Origin of the sequence: Zhihengliuella salsuginis, from assembly GCF_014651715.1 — a bacterium.
GTDB lineage: Bacteria > Actinomycetota > Actinomycetes > Actinomycetales > Micrococcaceae > Zhihengliuella > Zhihengliuella salsuginis.
Genome location: NZ_BMXK01000008.1, coordinates 13883 through 37269 on the forward strand (window position 1 = coordinate 13883; position 23387 = coordinate 37269).

General features: G+C 68.7%; 16 protein-coding genes. 7 read left to right on the forward strand and 9 right to left on the reverse strand.

Annotation, left to right across the window (positions count from 1 at the left end):
* Positions 1-62: 62 nt before the first annotated feature.
* Positions 63-1121, reverse strand: a complete 1059-nt coding sequence (locus tag IE069_RS09915) for a 3-isopropylmalate dehydrogenase (protein ID WP_189350058.1) — start codon at positions 1119-1121, stop codon at positions 63-65.
* Between the two features lie 68 nt (positions 1122-1189).
* Positions 1190-3265, reverse strand: a complete 2076-nt coding sequence (locus IE069_RS09920; protein ID WP_189350060.1) for a PQQ-binding-like beta-propeller repeat protein — start codon at positions 3263-3265, stop codon at positions 1190-1192.
* A gap of 177 nt (positions 3266-3442) precedes the next feature.
* Here IE069_RS09920 and IE069_RS09925 point away from each other — a divergent pair, with 177 nt between their 5' ends.
* Together IE069_RS09925 and IE069_RS09930 are read left to right on the forward strand one after the other, a co-directional pair.
* Entirely contained in the window at positions 3443-4642 is a 1200-nt protein-coding gene (locus IE069_RS09925; protein WP_189350062.1) for a sensor histidine kinase, read from the forward strand.
* The gene (locus tag IE069_RS09930; RefSeq protein ID WP_189350064.1) at positions 4639-5340 is read left to right on the forward strand and encodes a response regulator; all 702 of its coding nucleotides are present in this window, start codon (positions 4639-4641) and stop codon (positions 5338-5340) included. The genes IE069_RS09925 and IE069_RS09930 overlap by 4 nt, the downstream gene beginning before the upstream one ends.
* A gap of 17 nt (positions 5341-5357) precedes the next feature.
* Here IE069_RS09930 and IE069_RS09935 read toward each other — a convergent pair whose 3' ends face one another.
* A complete protein-coding gene (locus tag IE069_RS09935; RefSeq protein ID WP_189350066.1) occupies positions 5358-6557 on the reverse strand; it encodes an LCP family protein in 1200 nt (399 codons plus the stop codon).
* 96 nt (positions 6558-6653) lie between these two features.
* Between IE069_RS09935 and IE069_RS09940 the strand changes: the two genes are divergently transcribed.
* The 4 genes from IE069_RS09940 to IE069_RS09955 all read left to right on the forward strand — a co-directional run bounded on the left by IE069_RS09940 (position 6654) and on the right by IE069_RS09955 (position 11739).
* Positions 6654-7433, forward strand: a complete 780-nt coding sequence (locus tag IE069_RS09940; RefSeq protein WP_189350068.1) for an ABC transporter ATP-binding protein — start codon at positions 6654-6656, stop codon at positions 7431-7433.
* 1 nt (position 7434) lies between these two features.
* A complete protein-coding gene (locus IE069_RS09945) occupies positions 7435-9915 on the forward strand; it encodes an FtsX-like permease family protein (RefSeq protein WP_229791086.1) in 2481 nt (826 codons plus the stop codon).
* Between the two features lie 116 nt (positions 9916-10031).
* A complete protein-coding gene (locus IE069_RS09950; RefSeq protein WP_189350071.1) occupies positions 10032-11552 on the forward strand; it encodes a hypothetical protein in 1521 nt (506 codons plus the stop codon).
* A gap of 43 nt (positions 11553-11595) precedes the next feature.
* Positions 11596-11739, forward strand: coding sequence for a hypothetical protein (locus tag IE069_RS09955; protein WP_189350075.1), 144 nt, complete (start codon positions 11596-11598; stop codon positions 11737-11739).
* 88 nt (positions 11740-11827) lie between these two features.
* On the opposite strand, the gene metG is transcribed toward IE069_RS09955, so the two are convergent.
* Both metG and serA read right to left on the reverse strand, forming a co-directional pair.
* The gene (gene metG / locus IE069_RS09960; RefSeq protein ID WP_189350077.1) at positions 11828-13387 is read right to left on the reverse strand and encodes a methionine--tRNA ligase; all 1560 of its coding nucleotides are present in this window, start codon (positions 13385-13387) and stop codon (positions 11828-11830) included.
* Positions 13388-13518: 131 nt separating this feature from the next.
* Complete coding sequence (gene serA, locus IE069_RS09965; protein WP_189350079.1) at positions 13519-15111, reverse strand: phosphoglycerate dehydrogenase; 1593 nt, start codon at positions 15109-15111, stop codon at positions 13519-13521.
* Positions 15112-15411: 300 nt separating this feature from the next.
* On the opposite strand from serA, the gene IE069_RS09970 reads away from it, so the two are divergent.
* A complete protein-coding gene (locus IE069_RS09970) occupies positions 15412-17451 on the forward strand; it encodes a cell wall-binding repeat-containing protein (protein ID WP_189350081.1) in 2040 nt (679 codons plus the stop codon).
* Between the two features lies 1 nt (position 17452).
* Here IE069_RS09970 and IE069_RS09975 read toward each other — a convergent pair whose 3' ends face one another.
* The 4 genes from IE069_RS09975 to IE069_RS09990 form a co-directional block, all read right to left on the reverse strand.
* On the reverse strand, positions 17453-19648 hold the full coding sequence (locus IE069_RS09975; RefSeq protein WP_189350084.1) for a cell wall-binding repeat-containing protein: 2196 nt from the start codon (positions 19646-19648) through the stop codon (positions 17453-17455).
* An 86-nt stretch (positions 19649-19734) separates the two neighbouring features.
* Positions 19735-20760, reverse strand: coding sequence for a ketol-acid reductoisomerase (gene ilvC, locus IE069_RS09980; protein ID WP_189350086.1), 1026 nt, complete (start codon positions 20758-20760; stop codon positions 19735-19737).
* A gap of 34 nt (positions 20761-20794) precedes the next feature.
* Positions 20795-21313: an acetolactate synthase small subunit gene (gene ilvN, locus IE069_RS09985; RefSeq protein WP_189350088.1), complete on the reverse strand. Its 519-nt coding sequence runs from the start codon at positions 21311-21313 to the stop codon at positions 20795-20797.
* A gap of 2 nt (positions 21314-21315) precedes the next feature.
* Complete coding sequence (locus tag IE069_RS09990; RefSeq protein WP_189350090.1) at positions 21316-23193, reverse strand: acetolactate synthase large subunit; 1878 nt, start codon at positions 23191-23193, stop codon at positions 21316-21318.
* Positions 23194-23387: the final 194 nt, after the last annotated feature.

The following is a 23387-nucleotide window of genomic DNA, read 5'->3' on the forward strand; positions in this document are numbered from 1 at the left end:
CTTATTGGACTATGGGTGTCGAGCTCGCGCTGCAGCGGTGCAGCGCGGGTTCTGAGGCCAGCTTAGGCTACGAGCGACACGATCGCATCGCCGATCTCGGCCGTGGAGCGTTCGTCCGTGAGCTCCGCGCGGCTGGTGATGTCCTCCTCGACGGCGCGCTCGACGGCGCGTGCGGCCTCGGGCAGGCCCACGTGCTCGAGGAGCAGGGCGACGGAGAGGATGGCGGCCGTCGGGTCGGCCTTCTGCTGCCCGGCGATGTCCGGCGCCGAGCCGTGCACGGGCTCGAACATGCTCGGCTCCGTGCGGTCCATGTTGATGTTGCCACTCGCGGCGAGGCCGATGCCGCCCGTGACCGCGCCCGCGAGGTCGGTGAGGATGTCGCCGAAGAGGTTGTCCGTGACGATGACGTCGAACCGGCCCGGGTCGGTGGTCATGAAGATGGTGGCGGCGTCGACGTGCATGTAGTCGTGGCTGACCTCCGGGAACTCCGCCGCGACGGACTCCACGGTACGCCGCCACAGGTGACCGGCGTTGACCAGCACGTTGTGCTTGTGGACCAGGGTGACCTTCTTGCGTTCGCGCTCGGCGGCGCGGGCGAAGGCGTCACGCACAACACGCTCCACGCCGTGGGCGGTGTTGATGGACACCTCGGTCGCGATCTCGTGCTCCGTGCCGACCCGCAGCGCGCCGCCATTGCCCACGTACGGCCCCTCGGTGCCCTCGCGGACGACGACGAAGTCGATGTCGCCGGGATGGGACAGCGGGCTGGGCACGCCCGGGTAGAGCTTCGCGGGACGAAGGTTGACGAAGTGGTCCAGGGTGAAGCGCAGCTTCAGCAGCAGCTCGCGTTCGATCAACCCGGACGGGATCCGGGTGTCTCCGGGCGCGGCTCCGACGGCGCCGAAGAGGATCGCGTCGTGCTGGCGGATCGCGGCGAGCGTGTCGTCATTGAGCACTTCGCCCGTCTCGAGCCAGTGGCTGGCGCCGAGGTCGTAGTCGGTCAGCTTGACCTCGACGCCGCCCTCCGTGGCTCGGCGGAGGACCTTCACGGCTTCCGCGACGACTTCCGGGCCGATTCCGTCGCCCGGGATGACTGCAAGATCGATGCTGTTGCTACTCATGATCCAAGCCTAGGCAAATCGTCCGCATCTTGGACAGTTTGGTTCGACATATGAGACACGGGGCGGTGCTATGCGAACCGGGGAGCCGCCAACTCGACGACATCGCGCCCGCCGTCGATCGCGTAGATGCGGTGCGCACCGGACACCACCGGATACTCGAACCCGCCCCGGGCGAGCCTCTCCGCCTGATGCGTCCGGAGATGGAGGGCTGCGACCTGCCCGCCGCTGGCATGGATCAGAGAGCCCGTCGGCGCGTGGTGGGCAATGCGCGTCGTCCGATATCCTCTGGACCGCCGGGTCCCGTAGAGCCGGAAGAACTTCGCGAAGGCTCCGCTCCCGGGGTCGAGCTGCGCGATGCCGTTGCCAGTCGACGCGAACACGGAGTCGCCGACGACGATCGGCGAATTGACCTCCCCCTCGCCGGGCAGTTCCGTCTCCCAGACGACCCGCCGCTCGTTCCAGTCGATGCCCACCACGCGCGCGGGCCGGCGGGAATCCGCTGCGCCGTACGCGGCCCGGACCGACGTCGTCATGATCAACCGGTCCCCGTGGCGCGTCAGTCCGACAATCGACTGATCCGGCACGACGTCGAGCCAGCTCCCCTCCACACGGCCGTCGTCGGCTGCCAGGGCGACGATCCCCCCGCCCCGCTGGCCCTGCCCGGGTACGGAGGCGACGAAGATCGTGTTCCCGATGGACGTCAGCCCGAAGGGACGGGACTGGCCGTAGTCGGATTCCAGCGCGGCGAGCGGGGTCACCCGACCGTCGGACGGCCGCAGCCTGACGATCCTGGACCCCGGGTACGAGGCCAGGACGATCTCGTTCCCGAAGCCCGCCATCGACTCGACCTGCTCGATGCCGTCCCCCGTGTACACGCGGTCGGACGCCAGGTCGGCGCTCAGACGGGTCACGGACTCGCCCAGGTATCCCGCCGCATAGACCGATCCGTCGCCGGAGCCGTGAATCGTCTGCACCTTCTGGGCCGACTCGCCGACGTCGAGCGGGACCGAGTACCGGAAGCCGGGCGCCTCGACGTACAGCGACTCGAGTGTGTAGCCGTTCTCCTCCTGGTCTGCGTAGACCGTCCGCAGAAGGGGAAAGGTGCCGCCGCCCGTGGTCAACGTGGCTGCGAGGGGGAATCGTCCCGTTCCGTCGGCCGGGGCCACGACCTCCCACCGGGTCGCGTCCACGTGCAGTCGGCGGAGGCCGGCTGCGCCGTAGGCGTAGAAGAAGTCGCCCACGCGTTCCATGAAGGTGTAGTACGCCGGACTGTCGAGTTGCCGGAACTCCCGCCGGGCGACGTCCCAGAGGACGGTCTTCGACTGCCAGTCGTCGCCGCGGTACCCGAGTGCGACGACGTCGTCCCAGGCCCTGAGCCACTGGACGTTGCCCTCCAGATTCGCCTCCGGGAGATCGATGAGCTCGATCGTCTCCCCCGTGCCCCTGTCCGCGCACAGCAGCTGGGGCCGGGCGCTTCCCGTGCCGCCCCAGACGTGCGTCCGCGTCGTGGAGACGCACCGGACGTAGTCGACGTGCTCCCCGACCACCGGCCCCTTCTCGACCGTGCGCCGGCGGGGATCGAGCCGGACCAGACGCGCCTCTCCCCCGGGCCCGTGCGTTCCGGCCCAGACCGTCCCCTCCACGTCGACTTGGGGGTCGTAGGCATCGGAGAACCAGTCCTCGGACCCGCTCCACTGCTGAACCCGTCCGTCGACGAAGACGCTGTGGCAGCCGCGGCTGGAGAGGCTGAGCAGTTCGCCGCCCCCGAGGACGGCGAGCTCCTGAACTCCACGCTGGGCCGTGGTGATCTGCGGAAAGACTCGCAGGACACGACCGGTCGCGGCCTCGAGCACGTGGAGCTGGTTCTCCAGTCCACTGGAACCGACGAACACGGCGGCTTCTCCGCGTTCGTCTTCTCCGAACCGGAAGACCGAAGGCGTCTCGCCGTTCACGGGGAGCTCGAACCTCCGCAGGACGTCCGTCCCGCGGTCGGCACCGAATCGGGGACGGATCTCGATCGGGGGCGATTCCCGGTCGGCCGGCGAAGGGCTCGGCGTCGCGGCCGTCGGCAGCCGTTCCGCCCCCAGCGATGCAAGGGCGGCGGCACCGGCTCCGCGCAGGACGGCGCGCCTGCTGAAGTTCATACGCACCTCTCGCTCGAATACCCAGGACGGTCAAAGCTCCGCTTCGAGCACCGTCCACCAGCCTATGCCGGACGGTATCGGGACCGAAAGACGCCCGGGCGACGACCAGCCCCTCCGAGCCGTCGGGAGCCGGCCGGTCGTTTGCTCTGCGCAGCCCGCCTGACATACAACTAAGCCATGGCATGGCATCGAAGCGCGGATCAATGGCTCCGCGACCACCCCGGGCATGTCGATGCCGCCCTGGCCGGCGTCCTCTGGTTCTTCTGCGCCGGCGGGAGCCTGACCTTCGGCGTCGCCATGAGCGTCCCGGACGCGATCCTCTACTTCGTCATCAGCTCGTTGGAGACGCTGCCGCTGGCGTGGCGCCGGACGAAGACCACCCTCTCGGCCGGCGTCGTCGTCCTGGCCTGCCTCCTCCACCTGGCCCTCGTGCCGCTGTACCTGCCGTCCATCGTGGCGGTGCCGATCATCGTGTTCACACTCGCCAAGTACGGCCGGCGCTGGGAGTCCACGACCGGGCTCGCCCTCTCGCTGCTCGGCGCGATCCTCTCCACCGTCACCTTCGGCGCCGTCGGCGGCCTGCTGAACCCGGCCTACCTCGTGTTCAACGCCCTGGTGATCATGCTCGGCATGCTGGTGGTCTGGACCTCCGGCGATCTCGCCCGGACCCGGCGGCTCAACGTGCAGACGCTCGAGGAGCGGGCGCAGCGGCTCGAGAAGGAACAGGCCGCCGAGCGCGCCGCGGCCGCCGCCGACGAGAGGGCGCGCATCGCGCGGGACATGCACGACGTCGTCGCGCACTCCCTGTCCGTCATGGTCGCCCAGGCGGACGGGGGCCGCTACGCGGCCGCGCAATCCCCCGACACCGCGCGCCAGGCCCTGGAGACGATCGCCGCGACGGGACGGGAGTCGCTGCGCGAGATGCGGCGCCTGCTCGGGATCCTGCGCAACGACGACGATGCCGAATACCGGCCGCAGCCCACCATCGCCAGCCTGCCCGAACTCGTCGAAACGGTTGCCGCCGCCGGCCAGCCGGTGGAGCTCCACGCGCACGGCAGCCGGACCACCCCGCTGCCGCAGGGCGCCGAACTCGTCGTCTACCGCGCGGTGCAGGAGGCGCTGACCAACGTGCTCAAGCACGCCGGACCGGCGGCCGCGGCGCGGGTCGACGTCCGGTGGGCGCCCGACGGCATCCACGTCTCCGTCACCGACAACGGGCGCGGCTCCCAATCGGACCGCTCCGGGGAGGGATCGCGCCTCGGCCTCGCCGGGATGCGCGAACGGGTTAGTCTCTACGGCGGCACGGTGTCCGCCGCACCCCTGCCGCGGGGAGGATTCGCCGTCTCGCTCTTCATTCCAGTCTCGGAGGACGCATGAACGCACCAACATCCCCCATCCGGATCGCACTCGTCGACGATCAGACCCTGGTCCGCAGCGGATTCAGGATGCTGATCAACTCCCAGCCCGACCTCGAGGTGATCGCCGAGGCGGGCACCGGGCGCGAGGCCCTGGCCTCGCCGGCCGTGGCGCGGGCCGACGTCATACTCATGGACATCCGCATGCCCGATGTGGACGGTATCGAGGCCACCCAGCGGATCCTCGCCTCGGCCGGGGCCGCCGGCACCGCCGAGCAGGGGCCCCGCATCGTGGTGCTGACCACGTTCGATCTCGACGAGTACGCGCTCTCGGCCATCCACGCGGGGGCCAGCGGCTTCCTGCTCAAGGACGCTCCGCCGGAGGAGCTGCTCGAGGCGATCCGCACCGTCCACCGCGGCGACGCCGTCATCGCGCCCTCCACCACGCGGAGGCTGCTGGACCACGTCGCGCCGATGCTGCGCGCCGAGACGCAGGAGGAGTCCCCGGACCATCGGGCCGTCGCCTCGCTGACGGCGCGGGAACGAGAGGTCTTCGAATTCATGGCCCAGGGCGCGTCCAACCCGGAGATCGCGGGGCAGCTGTTCCTCTCCGAAGCGACCGTGAAATCGCACGTGCGCCGGGTCCTCTCCAAGCTCGGCGCCCGGGACCGGGTGCAGGCCGTCGTGATCGCCTACAGCACCGGCGTCGTCTCCCCCTGAGGAAACGGCTGCCGCCGTCAGTTTCCGAGGCGGCCGTCCGCGAAGTCGTCGAACACGGCCCGGACGCCGTCGTCGTTGATGAGGATCGACTGGCCGTCCGCGCTGGTGCCGAACGGCGCCTCGGGCACCGTATGCCCGATCTGCGCCAGGTCCGCCTGGTAGAGCCACGCGGCGAACGTCAGCATGTCCTCGGCGGAGAGGTTCGTCTCCACGTGCGGGTCCACCAGGGACAGCGTCCGCGCCAGGGCCTGCGGCCCCTCCGCCAGAGCGTGCGCCCCGAACCCCAGCAGGGCGACCCCCTGGTGGAAGCTGCGGTCGAAATCGCCGCCCGGCAGGGTCTTGCGCTCCCGCACGTACATCAGCGCGTCGACCGGGTTCAGCAGCACCTCCCCGGCGGAGACGTCCTTGACCGGCACGGGCGCGTCCAGCGGGAGGCCGCCGGCGTCCTCGACGATCGACTGGAAACCCTGGAATCCCGTCAGGACGTACCCGTCGAGTTCGATCCCGGTCGCGTTCGTCACCGCCTGTTGCTGCCCGTCGGGACCGCCGAAGACGAGCGCCGCGTTGATCTTCGCCTCGCCGCCGCCGGCCAGGGGAACCCACAGGTCGCGCGGGATGCCGACGATGCCCCCGCCGCCCATCCCGTCCACGCCCACGACCTGGAGGGCGTCGGCACGCGTCTCTGTGATGAGCTCGCCCTCCTTCTCCCGCGCGTCCGCGCCCATGAAGAGCACGTGACGGGCGCCGTCGCCGAGGGCGGGCATGTCGACGCCGAGGCTGGGCCACCACCCGCCCACGACCCTCCAGCCGCCGTCCGTGCCGGACGACCCTCCCGCGGAGACGGCCAGGGTCACGTCGTCGCCCGAGGTGAGCACGGCGATCTGCTCGCCGTTCCACGTCCCGGTAGCGCTCTCCACGCTGAGGGAACCGGACGACGTCGTCCGTGCGGCCGCCGCCGACGCGGCCCGCTCCCCTGTGGGCACCTCTTCCCCGCGGTACCAGCCCGTGATCAGCTCGGCCAGGGGCGCCGGCATGCCGCCCGTGTCGATCTCAGGAACCTCGGCGGTCGGCGACGCCGAGGCCGACGCGGACGGGGCCTCGGATTCCGCCGGCGGTTCGGCGGGCGCCCCGCACCCCGCGAGCACGAAGGACAGCGAGATCAGGCCGCCGGTTGCCGGGACGAGACGGCGGCCGAAGCGGCGCGGGGATGACTGCATGACGTCATGGTCTCATCCCCAGGGCTGAGACCCGGCGCAGTATTTCGCGCCCGGGGGTCGATGTGGTGGCGCACAGGGAATTCATAGCGTGGGGGCATGACTGAAAACTCCACTGCAAACATCCCGGTCGCGGTCTCCGCCCGCGGCCTCCGGAAGGTCTACGGACACGGCGAGACGCAGGTCGAGGCCCTGCGCGACATCGACATCGACTTCGCGGCCGGACGCTTCACGGCCATCATGGGCCCGTCCGGCTCCGGAAAATCGACGCTCATGCACTGCCTCGCCGGGCTCGACTCGTCCTCGGGCGGTCAGATCTTCGTCGGGGACCAGGAGATCTCGGGGCTCGACGATTCGGGCCTGACCGCCCTGCGGCGGGACAAGGTCGGCTTCGTCTTCCAATCGTTCAACCTCGTCCCGACCCTGACGGCCGAGCAGAATATGCTCCTGCCGCTGCAGCTCGCCGGCCGGGCCGCCGACCGGGAGTGGTTCGACCGCGTCGTCGCCTCGCTCGGCCTCGGTCCGCGGCTGGCCCACAAGCCGCACCAGCTCTCGGGCGGGCAGCAGCAGCGCGTTGCGGTGGCGCGCGCCCTGCTGACGCGGCCCGACGTCGTCTTCGGCGACGAGCCGACGGGCAACCTCGACTCCCAGACCGGCGCCGAGGTCCTCCGCCTCCTGCAGGACTCCGCCCGCAACTTCGGGCAGACGATCATCATGGTCACCCATGATCCGGCCGCCGCCAGCTACGCCGACCAGGTGGTCCTCATGCGCGACGGCGACATCGTCGGCGCCCTCCAGGATCCCACGACCGCCTCCGTCACCCGGGCCCTCGCCGAGCTCTCCGGCGCCGCGCCCCTCGCCTCGGAGGCCGGTGCCTGAGATGCTCACCCTCGCCCTCGCCAACATCCGGACCTACGCCCGGCGGCTCATCGCCGTCGTCCTGGCCGTGCTCATCGGGACCGCCTTCCTCGCGGCGACCCTGATGGTCAACGCCAGCACCACCGCCTCGCTGGAGCGCAGCATCGGCGAGTCCTACCAGGACGCCGACCTGGTGGCGGCCGTCGACTGGGACCGCTTCGCCGGCGGCGACTCGACCGGCGCCCTCACCCGGAACGACGTGCGCCAGGCCGGCGGCGTGCCCGGCGTCCAGTCCGCCCTGGGCTACGACGTCGATCCGATCCGCGCCAGCGCCGGGGAGAAGACCGTCGCCGCGGGCCTGGCGGAGATCCCCGGGGAACCGTGGCCCGCACCGGAGATCACTGAAGGCGACCTGCCGACGCGGAACACCCAGGTGGTGCTCGACACCGAGTCCGCGGCCGACGCCGGCATCGCCGTCGGCGACTCGATCGAGCTCCTCACGGAGGCGAACGCGGATCCGGTGACGGTGACCGTCTCGGGCCTGACCGAGCCCAGCATGAACCCCATGACGGCGGCGAACATGCAGATCTACGGCCTCCCGAAGCTCCTGGAGGCGACGCTGACCGCCGAGCAGCAGCAGCAGGTCGGCGCCGTGCACCTGATGCTCGACGCGGGTGCCGACACCGCGGCGGTCGCCTCCGACGTGTCGGCGGCCATGGCGGACTCCGACGCGGGTCCGGTCTCCGTGAAGACGGCCGACGAGCAGGTGATGGCCGAGGTCAACCAGATGACCGGCGGCAACCAGGCGATCACGCTCGTGCTCATGGTCTTCGTTCTCGTCGCGCTCGTGGTGACCGGGCTCGTGGTCGTCAACACCTTCTCCGTCCTGCTGGCCCAGCGCATCCGAGAACTCGCACTCCTGCGGACGATCGGCGCCTCCCGCGGGCAGCTGAACCGTTCCGTGCTCGTCGAAGCCGCAATCGTCGGCTTCGTGTCCTCGCTGCTGGGCGTCGGGGCCGCGGCCCTGATCATGTCGGGACTCGTCGCCTACGCGCAGACGATGCCCGAAGCCTCGTTCGTCACCCTCGCCATCCCGCTGGAGGCCGTGGTGGTCACCACGGTCGTCGGCACGCTCCTCACGCTCGCCGCCGCCTGGTGGCCGGCGCGCAAGGCCACCAGGGTGGCACCGCTGGAGGCCATGCGCCCCGCGGATGCGGCCAGCGAGTCGCAGCGGCTCGGACGGGTGCGCATCGTCTTCGGCGCGGTCCTCACCCTGCTCGGCGCGGCCGTTCTCGGCCTCGGAGCGTCGCAGGGGCAGCTCGTCATCGGGTTCGCCGGCGGCATCGTCTCGTTCATCGGCCTGCTCCTGCTGGCTCCCCTGTTCGTCCTGCCGGCCATCACGTGGATCGGCCGGCTGACCGGCCGCACGGTGCCGGCGAAGCTGGCGGCCCTCAACGCGGTGCGCAACCCCTCGCGCACGGCAGCCACGGCGACGGCCCTGCTCATCGGCGTCACTCTCGTGACGATGATGATGACCGGCGCGCAGACCGCCAAGGCGACCTTCGACTCGCGACTGGCCGGCGAGTTCCCGATCGACACCTCCGTCGACGGGAGCATGGCCGGCGTCGAACTGGATGCGGACTCCGTCGCCACGGTCTCCGCTCTCGACGGCGTCGAGTCGGCGATTCTGGCGACTGCGGTGGCCAGCGACGAATCGGGGATGCCTGTCTACAGCGCCGACGAGGCCGAGCTCGCCTCCGTCCTCAACGACCCATCCCTCGTGCCGGGCCCGGGCGAGGTGACGGTGCCCCAGTACGTGACGGACGACGTCGTCGTACCGACCGCCGACGGAACGACGACGCTGACCGCCGTCGTCAGCCAGAGCGTTGGGCTGCCGCCGGTCGTCACGTCGGAAACGGCCGCAACGCTGGGCGCCGAGGCCCCGGACCACCCCGCCGCCCTGTGGGTCAAGGCCGAGCCGGGCGTCGATCCCGCCGCCGCGCTCGAGCTGCGCACCGAGATCGCCGAGGCCCTGGGCGTCGAGGAATTCTCCGTCAGCGGCGGGCTGGTGGAGAAGGGCCTCTTCACGCAGATCATCGACGGCCTGCTGATGGTCGTGGTCGGCCTGCTCGCCGTCGCGGTGCTGATCGCCGTGATCGGCGTGGCGAACACGCTGAGCCTGTCCGTGCTCGAGCGCACCCGGGAGAACTCCCTGCTGCGGGCGCTCGGCCTCCGGGCGCGGCAGCTGCGAACGATGCTCTCCGTCGAGTCCGTCCTCGTCGGCGTCACAGCCGCCCTGCTGGGGATCATCCTGGGGTCGGCCTACGGCGTCCTCGGCGTCCAGTCGGCGCTCGGGACGATGGCGACGACCGTGATCTCCATCCCGTGGCTGCAGCTGGCCGCGGTCCTCGCCATCGCGATCATCGCCGCATGGCTGGCCTCCGTGGTTCCGGGGCGCCGCGCCGCCCGCCTCTCCCCCGTGGAGGGTCTCGCCAGCGAATAGCTCTCGGCAAAAACGACAACGGCCCGTCGCGTCCATCTCCTATTGGAGGGGAACGCGGCGGGCTGTCTCCATTAATTCCTCTTTGTCCACCGGCATCACTGATGTACGATTCACACATGTTTGTCGCCCGGGTCCCTCAAGAATTCATCACAGGGACGTCGGAGCCCGTAGCCAAGTTCTTTTCCACGACTGACGACCGCCGGGAGTCTCTCAAGCTCACCCGGGACCGAACCTATGAGCTCGCGTCGATTCCAAAACTCGCCTTCGTCGACCACTCTACAATTGCTTTCCTGCAGCATACGGATAACTCGGGCGCCACCGTGACAACGTCGCGCCACCGATTGGGACTCCTTCGTGAGCTCCAGAAGATAACCGTGGACAAGTTATTTGCTCCAAGCAGCACTTCGACGGATCTCGACCGGATATTAGGCGCCGTGAGACTGGCCCGATGGATAGGCACACCGGTCGTCGAGGCAGCTTTACGAGCGTTGATAAAACACGCACCCCGGAACGCATTGCGAGCGTATCGTCCATACCAGGGGACCGTCCTCGAGGCCCTGCTGAAGGAGGTCGGTCAAGGCCTGAACGACGGCACCTCGATCTCCAATGCACTCGCGTACATCTATTTCTACAATGAGCTTCTTCGTGCCACAGCTCACACCAGCAAAGACGAACGGCTCGGGGCACTAACGGCGATTCACCGTGACATCGTGAAACTCGACAGGCTCCCCCTCTGCGTTGCCCTCTCCACGGCGATCACCAGCGTCACCTCGGATTGGACGCAAGCGTCCCGGGTCGCGGACCGCGCTCGCCAACTGCATTCTTCACCGCAGACTGCTTCTGCAGAACCAGAGACGGGTGTGTTGACCTTCGGAACCCCCCGGCCTGTCGAACCCAGCGTCTGTAGGTTCACCGCCAAGGACTTGATCGGCGACATCGTTTCCCGCGGAACAGGCAGACCATGCATCCTCTACTCGGGCGATCCGCGCTTCATACGGACCTACGCACCTCGCCTGTTTTTCTACATGACCGCGTTTCCCGAATTCGACTACCACTTCCTTATCATCGGATCTCAATCCGAGGCATCGGCCTGCGCAAGTGACCTCGTACGCCTGCAGGAAGAATTAGCGCATTTCCAACATCGCACAGCCGTTCCTTTCAGCGCCTCATACTGCGAAGTCCCCGATGATGTCGACAACATCGTCTCCTTTTATGCAAGCGCCCGATTCCTGTTCGCTAATAAACAACTCGAAGGGTTCCCGGCCGGTCTCTGGATCCAAGACCTGGACCTTTTCCCAGACGGCGACTTCACCGGACATCTCGCAAGGATGCAGGCGGCGGACATTTCCATCGTCGCTTCTCGTTCCCTAGCGGGGCTGATGCCTTGGAAACGCTACTTGGCTGGCAGCGTCTTCATTCGACCAACAACTACTGCCGGCAACCTACTCAATTCCGTTGCGGAATACCTAAGATTTTGGCTCACGAATGGCGGACAATGGATGGTCGACCAGAACGCACTCTCCTATGCAATCGACCAGAACCCGAACATCGTCCTTTACGATATGTCGGCGGCACAAGTCCCCTTACGCCAATCCACGGTCAATTCACGCCTGGAACGGGTCCTCAGCGAAGAATAACGAGGCCATAGCGTGCTCAGGGTCCAGCCGGCGCTGGGGACCGATGGCGACGACCGTGATCTCCATCCCGTGGCTGCAGCTGGCCGCGGTCCCGACCATCGCGATCATCGCCGCATGGCTGGCCTCCGTGGTCCCCGGGCGCCGCGCCGCCCGCCTCTCCCCCGTGGAGGGCCTCGCCAGCGAATAGCGCGGACCCGCGACGAAAACGGCGGCCCGTCGCGTGCCCCTCTGCTGGAGAAGGGCACGAGGCGGGCCGCCGTCGTCACGCCGTGTGTCTAGACCTCTGCGGGCACCTCGTAGCGCGGGAAGATCGGGGCCGGCTCGGGAAGATCGGACCCGGACTCGAGCGGCTCGTCGAAGGCGGTGAAGACGCGCGCGGCGCCGTCCGCCTGGCCGAGGACGTCGAGCAGCCGGCTCGACGCATCCGGCATGACGGGCTGGACCAGCAGGGCCACCCGGCGGACGACCTCGAGGGTGACGTAGAGGACCGTGCGCATCCGCGGTTCGTCGGTCTTGCGCAGGACCCAAGGCTGCTGGTCGGCGAAGTAGGCGTTGGCGTCGCCCAGAACATTCCAGACGGCCTCGAGGGCCCGGCTGAACTCCTGGCGCTCGAAGTGGTCGCGCACGATCGGCAGCAGGGCGGCCGCCGCGTCGAGGATCTGCTGGTCGGCAGCGGTGAATTCACCCGGAGCCGGCACCTGCGAATCGCAGTTCTTCTTGACCATCGACAACGAGCGCTGCGCGAGGTTGCCCAGGTTGTTCGACAGATCGGCGTTCATACGGCCGACGATCGCGTCGTGGCTGTAGGAACCGTCCGCGCCGAAGGGGACCTCGCGCAGGAAGAAGTACCGGATCGAGTCGAGTCCGTACTGGTCGACGAACTCCGCCGGCGCGATCACGTTGCCCAACGACTTCGACATCTTCACGCCGTTGTTGTGCAGGAAGCCGTGGATCATCACGCGGCCGGGCAGCTCGAGGCCGGCGGACATGAGGAAGGCCGGCCAGTAGATCGCGTGGAAGCGGGAGATGTCCTTGCCGATCACGTGGACGTCGGCCGGCCAGTACTTCTTGAAGCTCGCGGACGTCGTGTCCGGGAATCCCGTACCGGTCAGGTAGTTGGTGAGCGCGTCCACCCAGACGTACATGACGTGGTCGGCGTTGCCGGGCACGGGGACGCCCCAGTCGAACGTCGTGCGGGAGATCGAGAGGTCCTCCAGCCCGCGTTCGACGAAGCGGATCACCTCGTTGAAGCGCGAGCGCGGCGCCCCGAAGTCCGGGGCGTTGCGGTAGTGCTCGAGCAGCTTGTCCTGGTAGGCGGACAGGCGGAAGAAGTAGGACTCCTCCTCCGTCCAGGTGACCGGCGTGTCCGTCTCGGTCGCGTAGCGGACCCCGTCCTCGCGGAGCTCCGTGTCCTCCTCGGAGTAGTAGGCCTCGTCCCGGACGGAGTACCAGCCGGCGTACTTGTCCAGGTAGACGTCGCCGTTGGCCTCCATCCGGCGCCAGATCTCCTGCGCGGCGTCGATGTGGTCCGGGTCCGTGGTCCGGATGAAACGGTCGTAGCTGATGCCCAGCTCGTCGTTCATCTGCTGGAAGGAATCAGAATTGCGCTGCGCGAGCTCCCTGGGCGAGATCCCCTGCTTCTGCGCGGTCTGCAGCATCTTCTGGCCGTGCTCGTCGGTGCCGGTCAGGAAGAACACGTCGAACCCGTCGAGCCGCTTGAAACGCGCCATCGCGTCCGTGGCGATGACCTCGTAGGCGTGCCCGATGTGCGGAACACCGTTCGGGTACGAGATCGCGGTGGTGATGTAGAAGGGAGTCTGCTCGGTAGAAGTCACCCCAGAAATCTACCGCATCTGCGGCCCCGGGGCCCTGTCGTCGGCGTCGATGACGCCGGCCGAGACGACGCCGCCGCCCCCTGCGAGGTGCAGGGCGCGGCGGCGTCGGTGCTCACAGGGCGGTTGTGCTTCTAGGTCAGGTCCACCTCGCGGGCGAACGTCGCCCCGACCGCGTCGCGGATGGCGTCGAGGACGCCCTCGGACAGCGCGTCGTCGACGGTGAGCACGGCCAGCGCCTCGGCGTCGTTCTCGCTCGGGGCCACCTGCATGCCGACGATGTTGACGCCGCGTTCGCCCAGGATGGCGCCGAGGGATCCGACGACGCCCGGGCGGTCCTGGTAGCGCAGCACCACGAGGTGCTCGGCGATCGGGATCTCGATCTCGTAGCCGTCGATGCCGACGAGCTTCTCGATCTGCTTCGGACCGGTCAGCGTGCCCGAGACGCCGAGCTGTGTCCCGTCGCTGGTCGACCCGCGCAGGTTGAGCTGATTGCGGTACTCCGGGGAATCCGCGGTGGTGATGAGCCGTGCGGAGATTCCGCGCTGCTCGGCGAGGACCGGCGCGTTGACGTAGGAGACCTGCTCGGAGACGACGTCGGTGAAGATGCCCTTCAGTGCGGCCAGCTCGAGTGCCTTGACGTCGAGGGACGCGATCTCGCCGGCGACCTCGATGTCGAGGCTGACGAGCGAGTCGGCCGTGAGCGCGGTGAAGATGCGGCCGAGCTTCTCGATGAGGGGGATGCCCGGACGGACGTTCTCGTCGATGACGCCGCCGGCGACGTTCACGGCATCGGGGACGAGCTCGCCGCCGAGGGCGAGGCGCACAGACTTGGCCACGGAGACGCCGGCCTTCTCCTGCGCCTCCTCCGTCGAGGCGCCGAGGTGCGGTGTCACGATCACGTTCTCGAACTCGAAGAACGGAAGATCAGTGCTGGGCTCGGTCGAGTAGACGTCGATGCCGGCGCCGGCGATCTGCCCGTCCTTCAGCGCGGTGTAGAGGTCCGCCTCGTCGACCAGCCCGCCGCGGGCCACGTTGACGACGTAGGCCGTTTCCTTCATCTTGCCGAAGGCGTCGGCGCCGAGCATGCCCAGGGTCTCCGGGGTCTTCGGCATGTGGATCGTCACGAAGTCGCTGGAGGCGAGCAGTTCGTCGAGTTCGACCAGCTGCACGCCCAGCTGCTGGGCGCGCGCCGCCGTCACGTAGGGGTCGAAGGCGACGACGTTCATACCGAAGCCCTGGAGCCGGGCGGCGACCAGGGCGCCGATGCGCCCCAGGCCGATGATGCCGGCGGTCTTCTCGTAGAGCTCGACACCCGCGTACTTGGAACGCTTCCACTCCCCCGCCTTCAGCGAGGCGTTGGCGGCCGGGATGCGCCGGGCGAGGGAGACGACGTGGCCCACCGTCAGCTCGGCGGCCGAGATGATGTTCGACGTCGGAGCGTTCACGACCATGACGCCGGCCTGCGTCGCGGCCTTGATGTCGACGTTGTCGAGTCCGACGCCGGCGCGGGCGACGACCTTGAGCTTGGAGGCGGCGGCGATCGCTTCCGCATCGACCTTCGTGGCCGAGCGGACCAGGATCGCGTCGACATCGGCGATCGCCGGGAGAAGCTCGGCACGGTCCGCGCCGTTGACCGAACGGATCTCGAAGTCCGTGCCGAGAGCCTCGACAGTGGCGGGCGAGAGCTCTTCGGCAAGCAAGACGACGGGCTTGGTTTCTGACACTTCAGTGGCACCTTTGCTTCGGTTGGATGCAAACAGGGACGCAGAGCGCGTCGGCCACAAGGTTATCCGCGGGCGGTCTTCCGCGCCGAACCGCGCGCCGCACTGTTACACCGGGCCGGGAAAAGTTCACCTCATATATGACGTCATTCGCCTCCTGTTGCGGGTAACATCGGCGATAGCGACCCGTTGTGCCGAGTCCTGCGGCATCCACGTCCCGGCCGGCGCGGTCCGGCCCGCTGCCCCGACATCACCGGCCGGGCCATCGCTTCGCAACCGATCAGAGCGGAAGACGCCACCATCATGAGACCCTCACCCCGAACGCTGGCCGTCGGCCTCGCGACCCTCGTACTCGTCGCGGCCGGCTCGTCGCCGGTCCATGCGGACGAGCCTGCGGCTCCCACAGCCTCCACGACGGAGGGACCCGGCATTCCAGAGGGACCCGGCAACCCGGCGGCCGAGCTCGACGAGCTCTCCGCCGTCCAAGAGGCCGACGTCGTGAGCATCGACGCGTCCCCGTCGGCGCCCGTCGTCGTCTCCATCTCGTGGGAGGGGCCGGAACCGCACGCCCAGTACCGCGTCCTGACGGGCGAATCCTGGGGCGACTGGGCCGAAGTTCCCAGCGACTCCCACGACGGTCCCGACGACGAAGCGCACGGAGCGGAGATCTACGACCCGTTGGCGATCGTGAACGCCGAGGAGATCCAGATCAGGCCGACGGCGCCCGACGCCAACACGGAATCCCTTACTGTGGAGGCGTACGCCTCGGAGGTGACCGACGTCGACCGGCAGGTCACGCAGGCGGGCATCGCCAAGATGCAGTCGTCCACGAGCAACAGCGTCCTCCAGCAGGTCATCCCGCGGGAATCATGGGGCGCGCGGGCTCCCGTCTGCGATCTCGGAAACGCGGACCAGAAGCACGCCACGATCATCCACCACACGGCTGGATCCAATGCCTACGAGGCCTGGCAGGTCCCGTCCATCCTGCGCGGCATCCAGAATTTCCACATCGCCAAGAATCCGACGTGGTGCGATATCGGCTACCACATGCTGGTCGACAAATTCGGCAACATCTACGAGGGTCGCGGCGGCGGAGTCACGAAGGCCCGCATCGCCACCCACGCCGCCGGGTGGAACAGCGACACCTTCGGCGTCTCCGTCCTCGGCGACTACCGGTACGCGAAGCCGACGTGGTCCGTCCGGAACTCCCTCACCCGGATCGTCGCCTGGCAGGCCAAGTACTGGGGCTACGATCCGGCGGGCAAGGTGACCCTGACCGCCGGTGGCGGAGGCAGATACCCCGCCGGTCAGAGGGTGACGATCAACAGGGTCATCGGCCACAGGGACGTCGGATACACCACGTGCCCGGGCGACAACATCTACACATACCTCACCCAGTTCCGTTCCGACGCCGGCGCCTACATGAAATACGAGGAGGCCCGCCGGACAGTCTCGGACACCCGCCTGTCCGGCGATACGCGCTACACGACGTCGGTCGAGGCAGCCCAGCGCTCGCACCCGAACGGTGCCAAGAAGGTATACATCGCCACCGGCGAGAACTACGCGGACGCACTGGTGGCCGCCCCCGCTGCTGCCCATCGGGGTGCCGCCCTCCTGTTGACCAAGTCGGCGTCCGTGCCCTCGGAGGTTCTCGCCGAGGTGCGGCGCCTGAATCCGAGCAGTGCCGTGATCGTGGGCGGCACGGGCGCCGTGTCCAGGAAGGCCGCCGCGCAGATCGACGAGATCGTCCCGACCGTCGTCCGCCATTCGGGTGCGGACCGGTACGAGACCGCGACGGCAGTGATCCGCGGGGCCTTCCCCTCGGCGAACCGCGCCTATGCGGTGACCGGCGGTTCGTATCCCGACGCACTCTCCGCGGCCGCCGTCGCCGGCTCCGAAGGTGCACCGGTAATTCTAGTCCGCGGGAGCAGTGGCTCCGCTGGTGAGACGAATCTGCGCACTCTGCGTTCCCTCGGCGTCTCGAAGGTCGTCGTGGTCGGCGGACCGGCAATCGTTTCGCGGGCAGTCGCCGATTCGCTGCGGGAGTTCTCGCCCTACCGGGTCTACGGCGCCGACCGCTACGCGACGAACCACAAGCTCAACGCCGGCCTCGTCTCTGGAGCATCGGAGGCCTACTTCGCCACCGGCTACAGCTTCCCGGACGCCATCTCCGGGGCGGCCGTCGCCGGTACCCGCGACGCCCCGCTGTACCTTGCGAAGCGCAACTGTATCGCTCAGCAGGCCCGAGCGGACATCCTGGATTCCAGCGTCTCCCGGCTGACGCTCCTCGGCGGTTCGGCAATTGTGCATGACTCCGTCGGCGATCTGGAGCCCTGCTTCTGAGTCAGCAGGCCTTCAACGCCGCGACGTCCCCGCTGAGCACGCCCGTGCCGCCCAGGAGGAGCACGCTGCGGGCAGCGCTCGCGTCGAGGTGCGCCAACGTGGCGTCGGGGACACAGTCGGTCCGGCTGAGGTAGAGGGACCAACGGTTCTTCCCGGCTACCGCCGCTCCGGCCAGCGCGTCCGGGTAGTCGTAGCCCGTAGCAAGGTAGGCGGCCGATCCGGTCGCGTATCCGGGCGTCGACGAGCCGTTCAGCGCCCGGTTCGTCGCGTACCTGTCCGCACCGTAGCGGCGGACGGGTGAGAATTCGGCGAGGGAGTCGAAGAGGCTCGCGGACACCGCTCCGGGGCCGCCGGCGACGGTGACGCGATCCACACCGAGCCGCCTGAGACCGTCCCGTGTGGTGCCGGAGACGGTGCCGGCGCTGCCCCGGACCAGCAGCACGGGTCGGTCCTGCGCGGCGGCGACGGACGAGGCGGAGAGCGCGTCGGGATAGTTCGCCCCGGTCGCCACGTAGGCATCCGCCGCCGAACCGAACGCGCCGGCAGAGACCTCCACGGCGGTCGCGTACCGGTCCGCCCCGCCCCTTCGGGTCGCCGCGGCCAAGCGATCAAGTTCGGCGAACACCGCGTCGCTGACGGCCCCGCGCCCCCCGACGACGACGATGCGACTCGGCCCCAGCCGCTCGATCTCCGTCCGCGTCTCCGCCGGGAGCGACGCCGAACGCGTCAGCAGCAGCGGGGCGCCGTCGTGGGCTGCGGCAGGCGCCGCGACGAGGGCGTCCGCATAGTCGCCGCCCGTCGCCACGTAGACCACGTCTGTTCCGGAGGGGAACCCGTGCCGCGACACGGCGGCCGCGGTGGCGTACCGGTCGGGGCCGTGGATGCGGCCGACCGCATAGGTCTGGAAGACCGGGTCCACCGCGTTGACGTCGGCGCTGCGCAACCCCAATTTGTTCCTCAGGTCGACCCCGGAGATGCTGGCGGTCCGTCCACCGGAGGAGACGGCGGTGGCCGTCGATACCGCACCGTCGGTGCCGTTCCTGCGCCGCACCTCGACGACGTCGCCGAGCCCGAAGGCCCCGGCCACCGTTGCCTGCGGTACCGTCTTGCTCCAGGTGCTGTACGGGTTGCCCACGGCGGAGCTGATCGATTCCGGGTCGTCACGCGACTGCAGGTACGCCACGTCCGTTCCCCAGACGGAGGCGGCCGCCCGAGTCTTGCCCCCGGACGAGGAGAAGTACACGGCATCGATCAGGCCGCCGTTGTGGACAATAACCCGCGCCGAGGTGGGCTCTCCACCCGAGGTGTTCACCGTCGCGTCGACCGCCGCACGCCATCGCGCCCCGTACCTGCCTTCAGGGCCCTGGGACTCCTTCTCCCAGCCGGAGAACTTCTGCGACCGCGAGTCGTCGAACACGTGGCAGGCGCAGCCGGGCCGGAAGGAGGCCTTGTTGCGCATGGCGTAGGTGCGGGCCGCAATCACCTGGGACTGCAGCGCCGAATCGCCCCACAGAGAGGGCATCTCGTCGACGCCGTACAGGTACTCGTCGTTGAGGCGAAGCTTGTTGAGCACATTGACCTGCCCGTCCAGAGCTCCAACCCTGATGCGGCCGTGCCGGTACTCCCCGGGCTCCCCGGCGTCGGCGCCCGTCACGGTGACCGTGGTGTTCCCGCTCCCCTGCGGCCAGGCGCGGGTCCGCTGCCACTCGACGTCCAGCTGTGTACCGCGGGCCCGAACGCCGCCGCTGACCAACACGTAGTCGCCGTCGGCCGTGAAGACGACCGGACTCCCCGTGACGACCCAGCGGCCGTCGACCCGGATGCGCAGGGATCCGTTGCGCGGTGTAATGGTGGTCTGCCCGGTCTTGACGAGCTGGACGTGGATGTCGCTGGTCGCGTACGTGGCCGAGGTGGTCACGTCCGCCGGGGCGTAGTAGTGCTCCAGGATGGATGTCGCAGAGTGGCCATTCATGGACCGCCCCTTGGCCCCGTACTGGCTCATGCCCACGCCGTGGCCCCATCCGGCTCCGTCGAATTCGAACGATACGGGGATCCGGGTGGCCGCGTCGGCGCGGGTCGCGGGCGCTGCGTAGGCGGTGCCGGCGAGCACCAGCGCGGCAATGGAGGCGAGCGCGATCCCACGCCGGCGACGTCGTGCCGGGCCGGCGGAAATCGTGTTGGACGTGGCGCGATTCATACCACCATTCTACGCCTGTGCACCATGACGCGAAGAAGCCCGGCCCCTAGTCGGAGCCGGGCTTCCCGGGTGAAACGGCCGCCTGTTTAGCGCGCGGCGCTGCCCTCGTTGTAGTCGTCGTCCTGCTGGCTCCACGCGAAGTGCGAGCGCAGGTTCTTGCCGGTCTCCTCGATCGGGTGGCCGGCCTCCTTCTCGCGCAGCTTCAGGAACTCGGCACCGCCGTTGTCCTGGTCGTCGATGAAGCGCTTGGCGAAGGCCCCCGACTGGATGTCGGCGAGGATCGCCTGCATCGACTTCTTGACGTCGTCGGTCACGACGCGCGGGCCGGAGACGTAGTCGCCGTACTCGGCGGTGTCGGAGATGGACCAGCGCTGCTTGGCGATGCCGCCCTCCCACATGAGGTCGACGATCAGCTTGAGCTCGTGCAGCACCTCGAAGTAGGCGATCTCCGGCTGGTAGCCGGCCTCGGTCAGCGTCTCGAAGCCCGCCTGCACCAGGTGGGACATGCCGCCGCAGAGGACGGCCTGCTCGCCGAAGAGGTCGGTCTCGGTCTCCTCGGTGAAGGTCGTCTTGATGACGCCGGCGCGCGTGCCGCCGATGCCCTTGGCGTACGACTTGGCGAGGTCCCAGCCGGTGCCCGTGGCGTCCTGCTCCACCGCGATGATGTCCGGGATTCCGCGGCCGGCGACGAACTCGCGGCGCACGGTGTGGCCCGGGGCCTTCGGGGCGACGAGGATGACGTCGACGCCGTCCGGGGCCGTGATGTAGCCGAAGCGGATGTTGAAGCCGTGGCCGAAGACCAGCGCGTCGCCGTCCTTGAGGTTGGCCGCGATGTCGTTGGCGTACAGGTGGCGCTGGACCTGGTCCGGCGCGAGGACGACCACGACGTCGGCCCAGGCGGAAACCTCCGCCGGCGTGCCGACGGTCAGGCCCTCTTCCTCGGCCTTGGCGCGGGAGGTGGAGCCCTCCTTCAGGCCGACGCGGACGTCGACGCCGGAGTCGCGCAGGTTCAGCGAGTGGGCGTGCCCCTGGGAGCCGTAGCCGATGACGGCCACCTTCTTGCCCTGGATGATCGACAGGTCGGCGTCGTCGTCGTAATACAGTTCGGTCACTTTTACTCCTTGGATAGGACTGGTCTTGGAAGCTTTATGCGGAGGCGGAGCGGAGTGCGCGCTCCGACATGGATTTCGCGCCGCGCCCGATGGCGAGCGTTCCGGATTGCACGATCTCCTTGATCCCGAAGGGCTCGAGGACGCCGAGGAGCGCATGGAGCTTCTCGACGGTGCCGGTGGCCTCGATGACGAGTGAGTCGGTGGACACGTCCACCACCGAGGCGCGGAAGAGGTCGGCCGCCTGAGTTACCTGCAGCCGGGTGACGGCGTCCGCGCGGACCTTGACCAGGATGTGGTCTCGCTGCACGGAGGATTCGGGCGTCAGTTCTACGATCTTGAGAACGTTGATGAGCTTGTTCAGCTGTTTGGTGACCTGTTCGAGCAGGTCTCCTTCCGCATCGACGACGACGGTCACGCGGGAGATCCCCTGGTGCTCGGTCGGCCCCACGGCGAGGGAGTCGATGTTGAAGGAACGGCGGGCGAAGAGTCCGGCGACGCGGGTCAGGACGCCCGGGACGTCCTCGACCAGCACGGAAAGCGTATGACGTGCCATGTCTAGTCCTCCTGCTCCCAGTCGGGAGTCATGTTGCGGGCGATCTGGATGGCGTCGTTGCTGACGCCGGCGGGCACCATCGGCCAGACCATGGAGTCCCGGCTGACGACGAAGTCGACGACCACGGGACGGTCGTTGATCTCGAGCGCCTGGGCGATGGTCGCGTCGATGTCTTCGGCGCTCTCGCAGCGCAGGCCGACGGCGCCGTAGGCCTCGGCCAGCTTCACGAAGTCCGGCACGCGCACCGTGCCGTGCCCGGTGTTCAGGTCGGTGTTCGAGTAGCGGCCCTCGTAGAACAGGGTCTGCCACTGCCGCACCATGCCGAGCGACGAGTTGTTGATGATCGCGACCTTGATGGGGATCTGGTTGATCACGCACGTGGCCAGTTCCTGGTTGGTCATCTGGAAGCAGCCGTCCCCGTCGATGGCCCAGACCACGCGGTCGGGGTTGCCGACCTTCGCGCCCATGGCCGCCGGAACGGAGTAGCCCATGGTTCCGAGTCCGCCGGAGTTCAGCCACTGGTGCGGCCGCTCGTACTTCACGAACTGGGCGGCCCACATCTGGTGCTGGCCGACGCCGGCGACGTACACGCCCTCCGGGCCCGTCATCTCGCCGATCCGCTGGATGACCTGCTGCGGCGCCGACAGCCCGTCGTTCGGCTCCGTGAAGCCCATCGGGTAGGTCTCGCGCAGCCGGTTGAGCGTCGCCCACCACGACGTCAGGTCGGGCTTCTCGCCGTCGATCTGCGTCTTGTAGGCCGCCAGCAGCTCGGGGAGGATCTCCTTGACGTCGCCCACGATCGGGACGTCCGCCGTGCGGTTCTTGGAGATCTCGGCGGGGTCGATGTCCGCGTGGATGACCTTGGCATTGGGCGCGAACGTGGAGAGGACGCCGGTCACCCGGTCGTCGAACCGTGCGCCGAGCGTGATCAGCAGGTCGGACTGCTGCAGCGCGGTCACCGCGGAGACCGAGCCGTGCATGCCCGGCATGCCCACGTGCTGTTCGTGCGAGTCGGGGAAGGCGCCACGGGCCTGCAGCGTCGTCGCCACCGGCGCGCCCACGTACTCGGCGAGCTCGATCAGTTCGTGCGAGGCATGCGCCTTGATGACGCCGCCGCCGACGTAGAACACGGGCCGCTTGGCGCCGGCCATGAGCTTGGCCGCCTCGCGCAGCTGCTTGGCGTGCCCCCTGGTGACGATCTTGTACCCGGGCAGGTCGATCTTCGGCGGCCACTGGAACACCATGCCGGCCTGCTGGGCGTCCTTGGTCACGTCCACCAGGACGGGACCGGGCCGGCCGGAGCTGGCGATGTGGAACGCCTCGGCCAGCACGCGCGGGATCTCCTCCGGGTCGGAGACCAGGAACGAGTGCTTCGTGATCGGCATCGTGATGCCGACGATGTCGGCCTCCTGGAACGCGTCCGAGCCGATCACGGCGCTGTTGACCTGGCCGGTGATCGCCACGAGGGGCACCGAGTCCATGTGCGCGTCGGCGATCGCCGTGACGAGGTTGGTGGCGCCGGGGCCGGACGTCGCGATGCAGACGCCCACCTCCCCGGTCACCATGGCGTAGCCCTGGGCGGCGTGGCCGGCGCCCTGCTCGTGACGGACGAGCACGTGGTTGAGCACGCTCGAGTCCATCAGGGGGTCGTAGGTGGGGAGGATGGCCCCGCCCGGCAACCCGAAGACGTCTTTGACGCCCAGTTCTTCCAGTGAGCGGACGATGGCTTGTGAGCCAGTCATCTCCGTGGGGGCCACCGTGTTGTTCGGTCCCTGGACGGGACCGCCGGCCTCCACTGCGGAAGAGACAGGAGCAGCATCCTTGGTGCGACTTGCAGCCTTGGCCGCCAGCGCTGGGCTGATGTCGGATCCGTTAGTCATGGATTCTTCCTTCTCTTCTCTTCTTTCGCGCATAAAAAAACCCCTCTGGCCGATTGCGGCTTCAGTGGGGAGTGGCGCGTCACCTGTCCAACCAAGGGGCTGTCCGTGTTGGGATTCAGGCCACGCGCTCGGTAACTCGTAGGACGGTGGTGATGTTCTGCATGCCACCCAGTTTTCCCGCCCCCACGACGGGT

What these genes read in the sequence shown, in the direction of transcription:
- IE069_RS09955 (WP_189350075.1), top strand. Translation starts at nt 11,596, where the DNA reads ATGGCGACGACCGTGATCTCCATCCCGTGGCTGCAGCTGGCCGCGGTC.
- IE069_RS09975 (WP_189350084.1), bottom strand. Translation starts at nt 19,648, where the DNA reads ATGAATCGCGCCACGTCCAACACGATTTCCGCCGGCCCGGCACGACGT.
- IE069_RS09970 (WP_189350081.1), top strand. Translation starts at nt 15,412, where the DNA reads ATGAGACCCTCACCCCGAACGCTGGCCGTCGGCCTCGCGACCCTCGTA.
- IE069_RS09935 (WP_189350066.1), bottom strand. Translation starts at nt 6,557, where the DNA reads ATGCAGTCATCCCCGCGCCGCTTCGGCCGCCGTCTCGTCCCGGCAACC.
- IE069_RS09930 (WP_189350064.1), top strand. Translation starts at nt 4,639, where the DNA reads ATGAACGCACCAACATCCCCCATCCGGATCGCACTCGTCGACGATCAG.
- IE069_RS09925 (WP_189350062.1), top strand. Translation starts at nt 3,443, where the DNA reads ATGGCATGGCATCGAAGCGCGGATCAATGGCTCCGCGACCACCCCGGG.
- IE069_RS09950 (WP_189350071.1), top strand. Translation starts at nt 10,032, where the DNA reads ATGTTTGTCGCCCGGGTCCCTCAAGAATTCATCACAGGGACGTCGGAG.
- IE069_RS09940 (WP_189350068.1), top strand. Translation starts at nt 6,654, where the DNA reads ATGACTGAAAACTCCACTGCAAACATCCCGGTCGCGGTCTCCGCCCGC.
- IE069_RS09915 (WP_189350058.1), bottom strand. Translation starts at nt 1,121, where the DNA reads ATGAGTAGCAACAGCATCGATCTTGCAGTCATCCCGGGCGACGGAATC.
- IE069_RS09920 (WP_189350060.1), bottom strand. Translation starts at nt 3,265, where the DNA reads ATGAACTTCAGCAGGCGCGCCGTCCTGCGCGGAGCCGGTGCCGCCGCC.
- IE069_RS09990 (WP_189350090.1), bottom strand. Translation starts at nt 23,193, where the DNA reads ATGACTAACGGATCCGACATCAGCCCAGCGCTGGCGGCCAAGGCTGCA.
- IE069_RS09945 (WP_229791086.1), top strand. Translation starts at nt 7,435, where the DNA reads ATGCTCACCCTCGCCCTCGCCAACATCCGGACCTACGCCCGGCGGCTC.
- ilvN (WP_189350088.1), bottom strand. Translation starts at nt 21,313, where the DNA reads ATGGCACGTCATACGCTTTCCGTGCTGGTCGAGGACGTCCCGGGCGTC.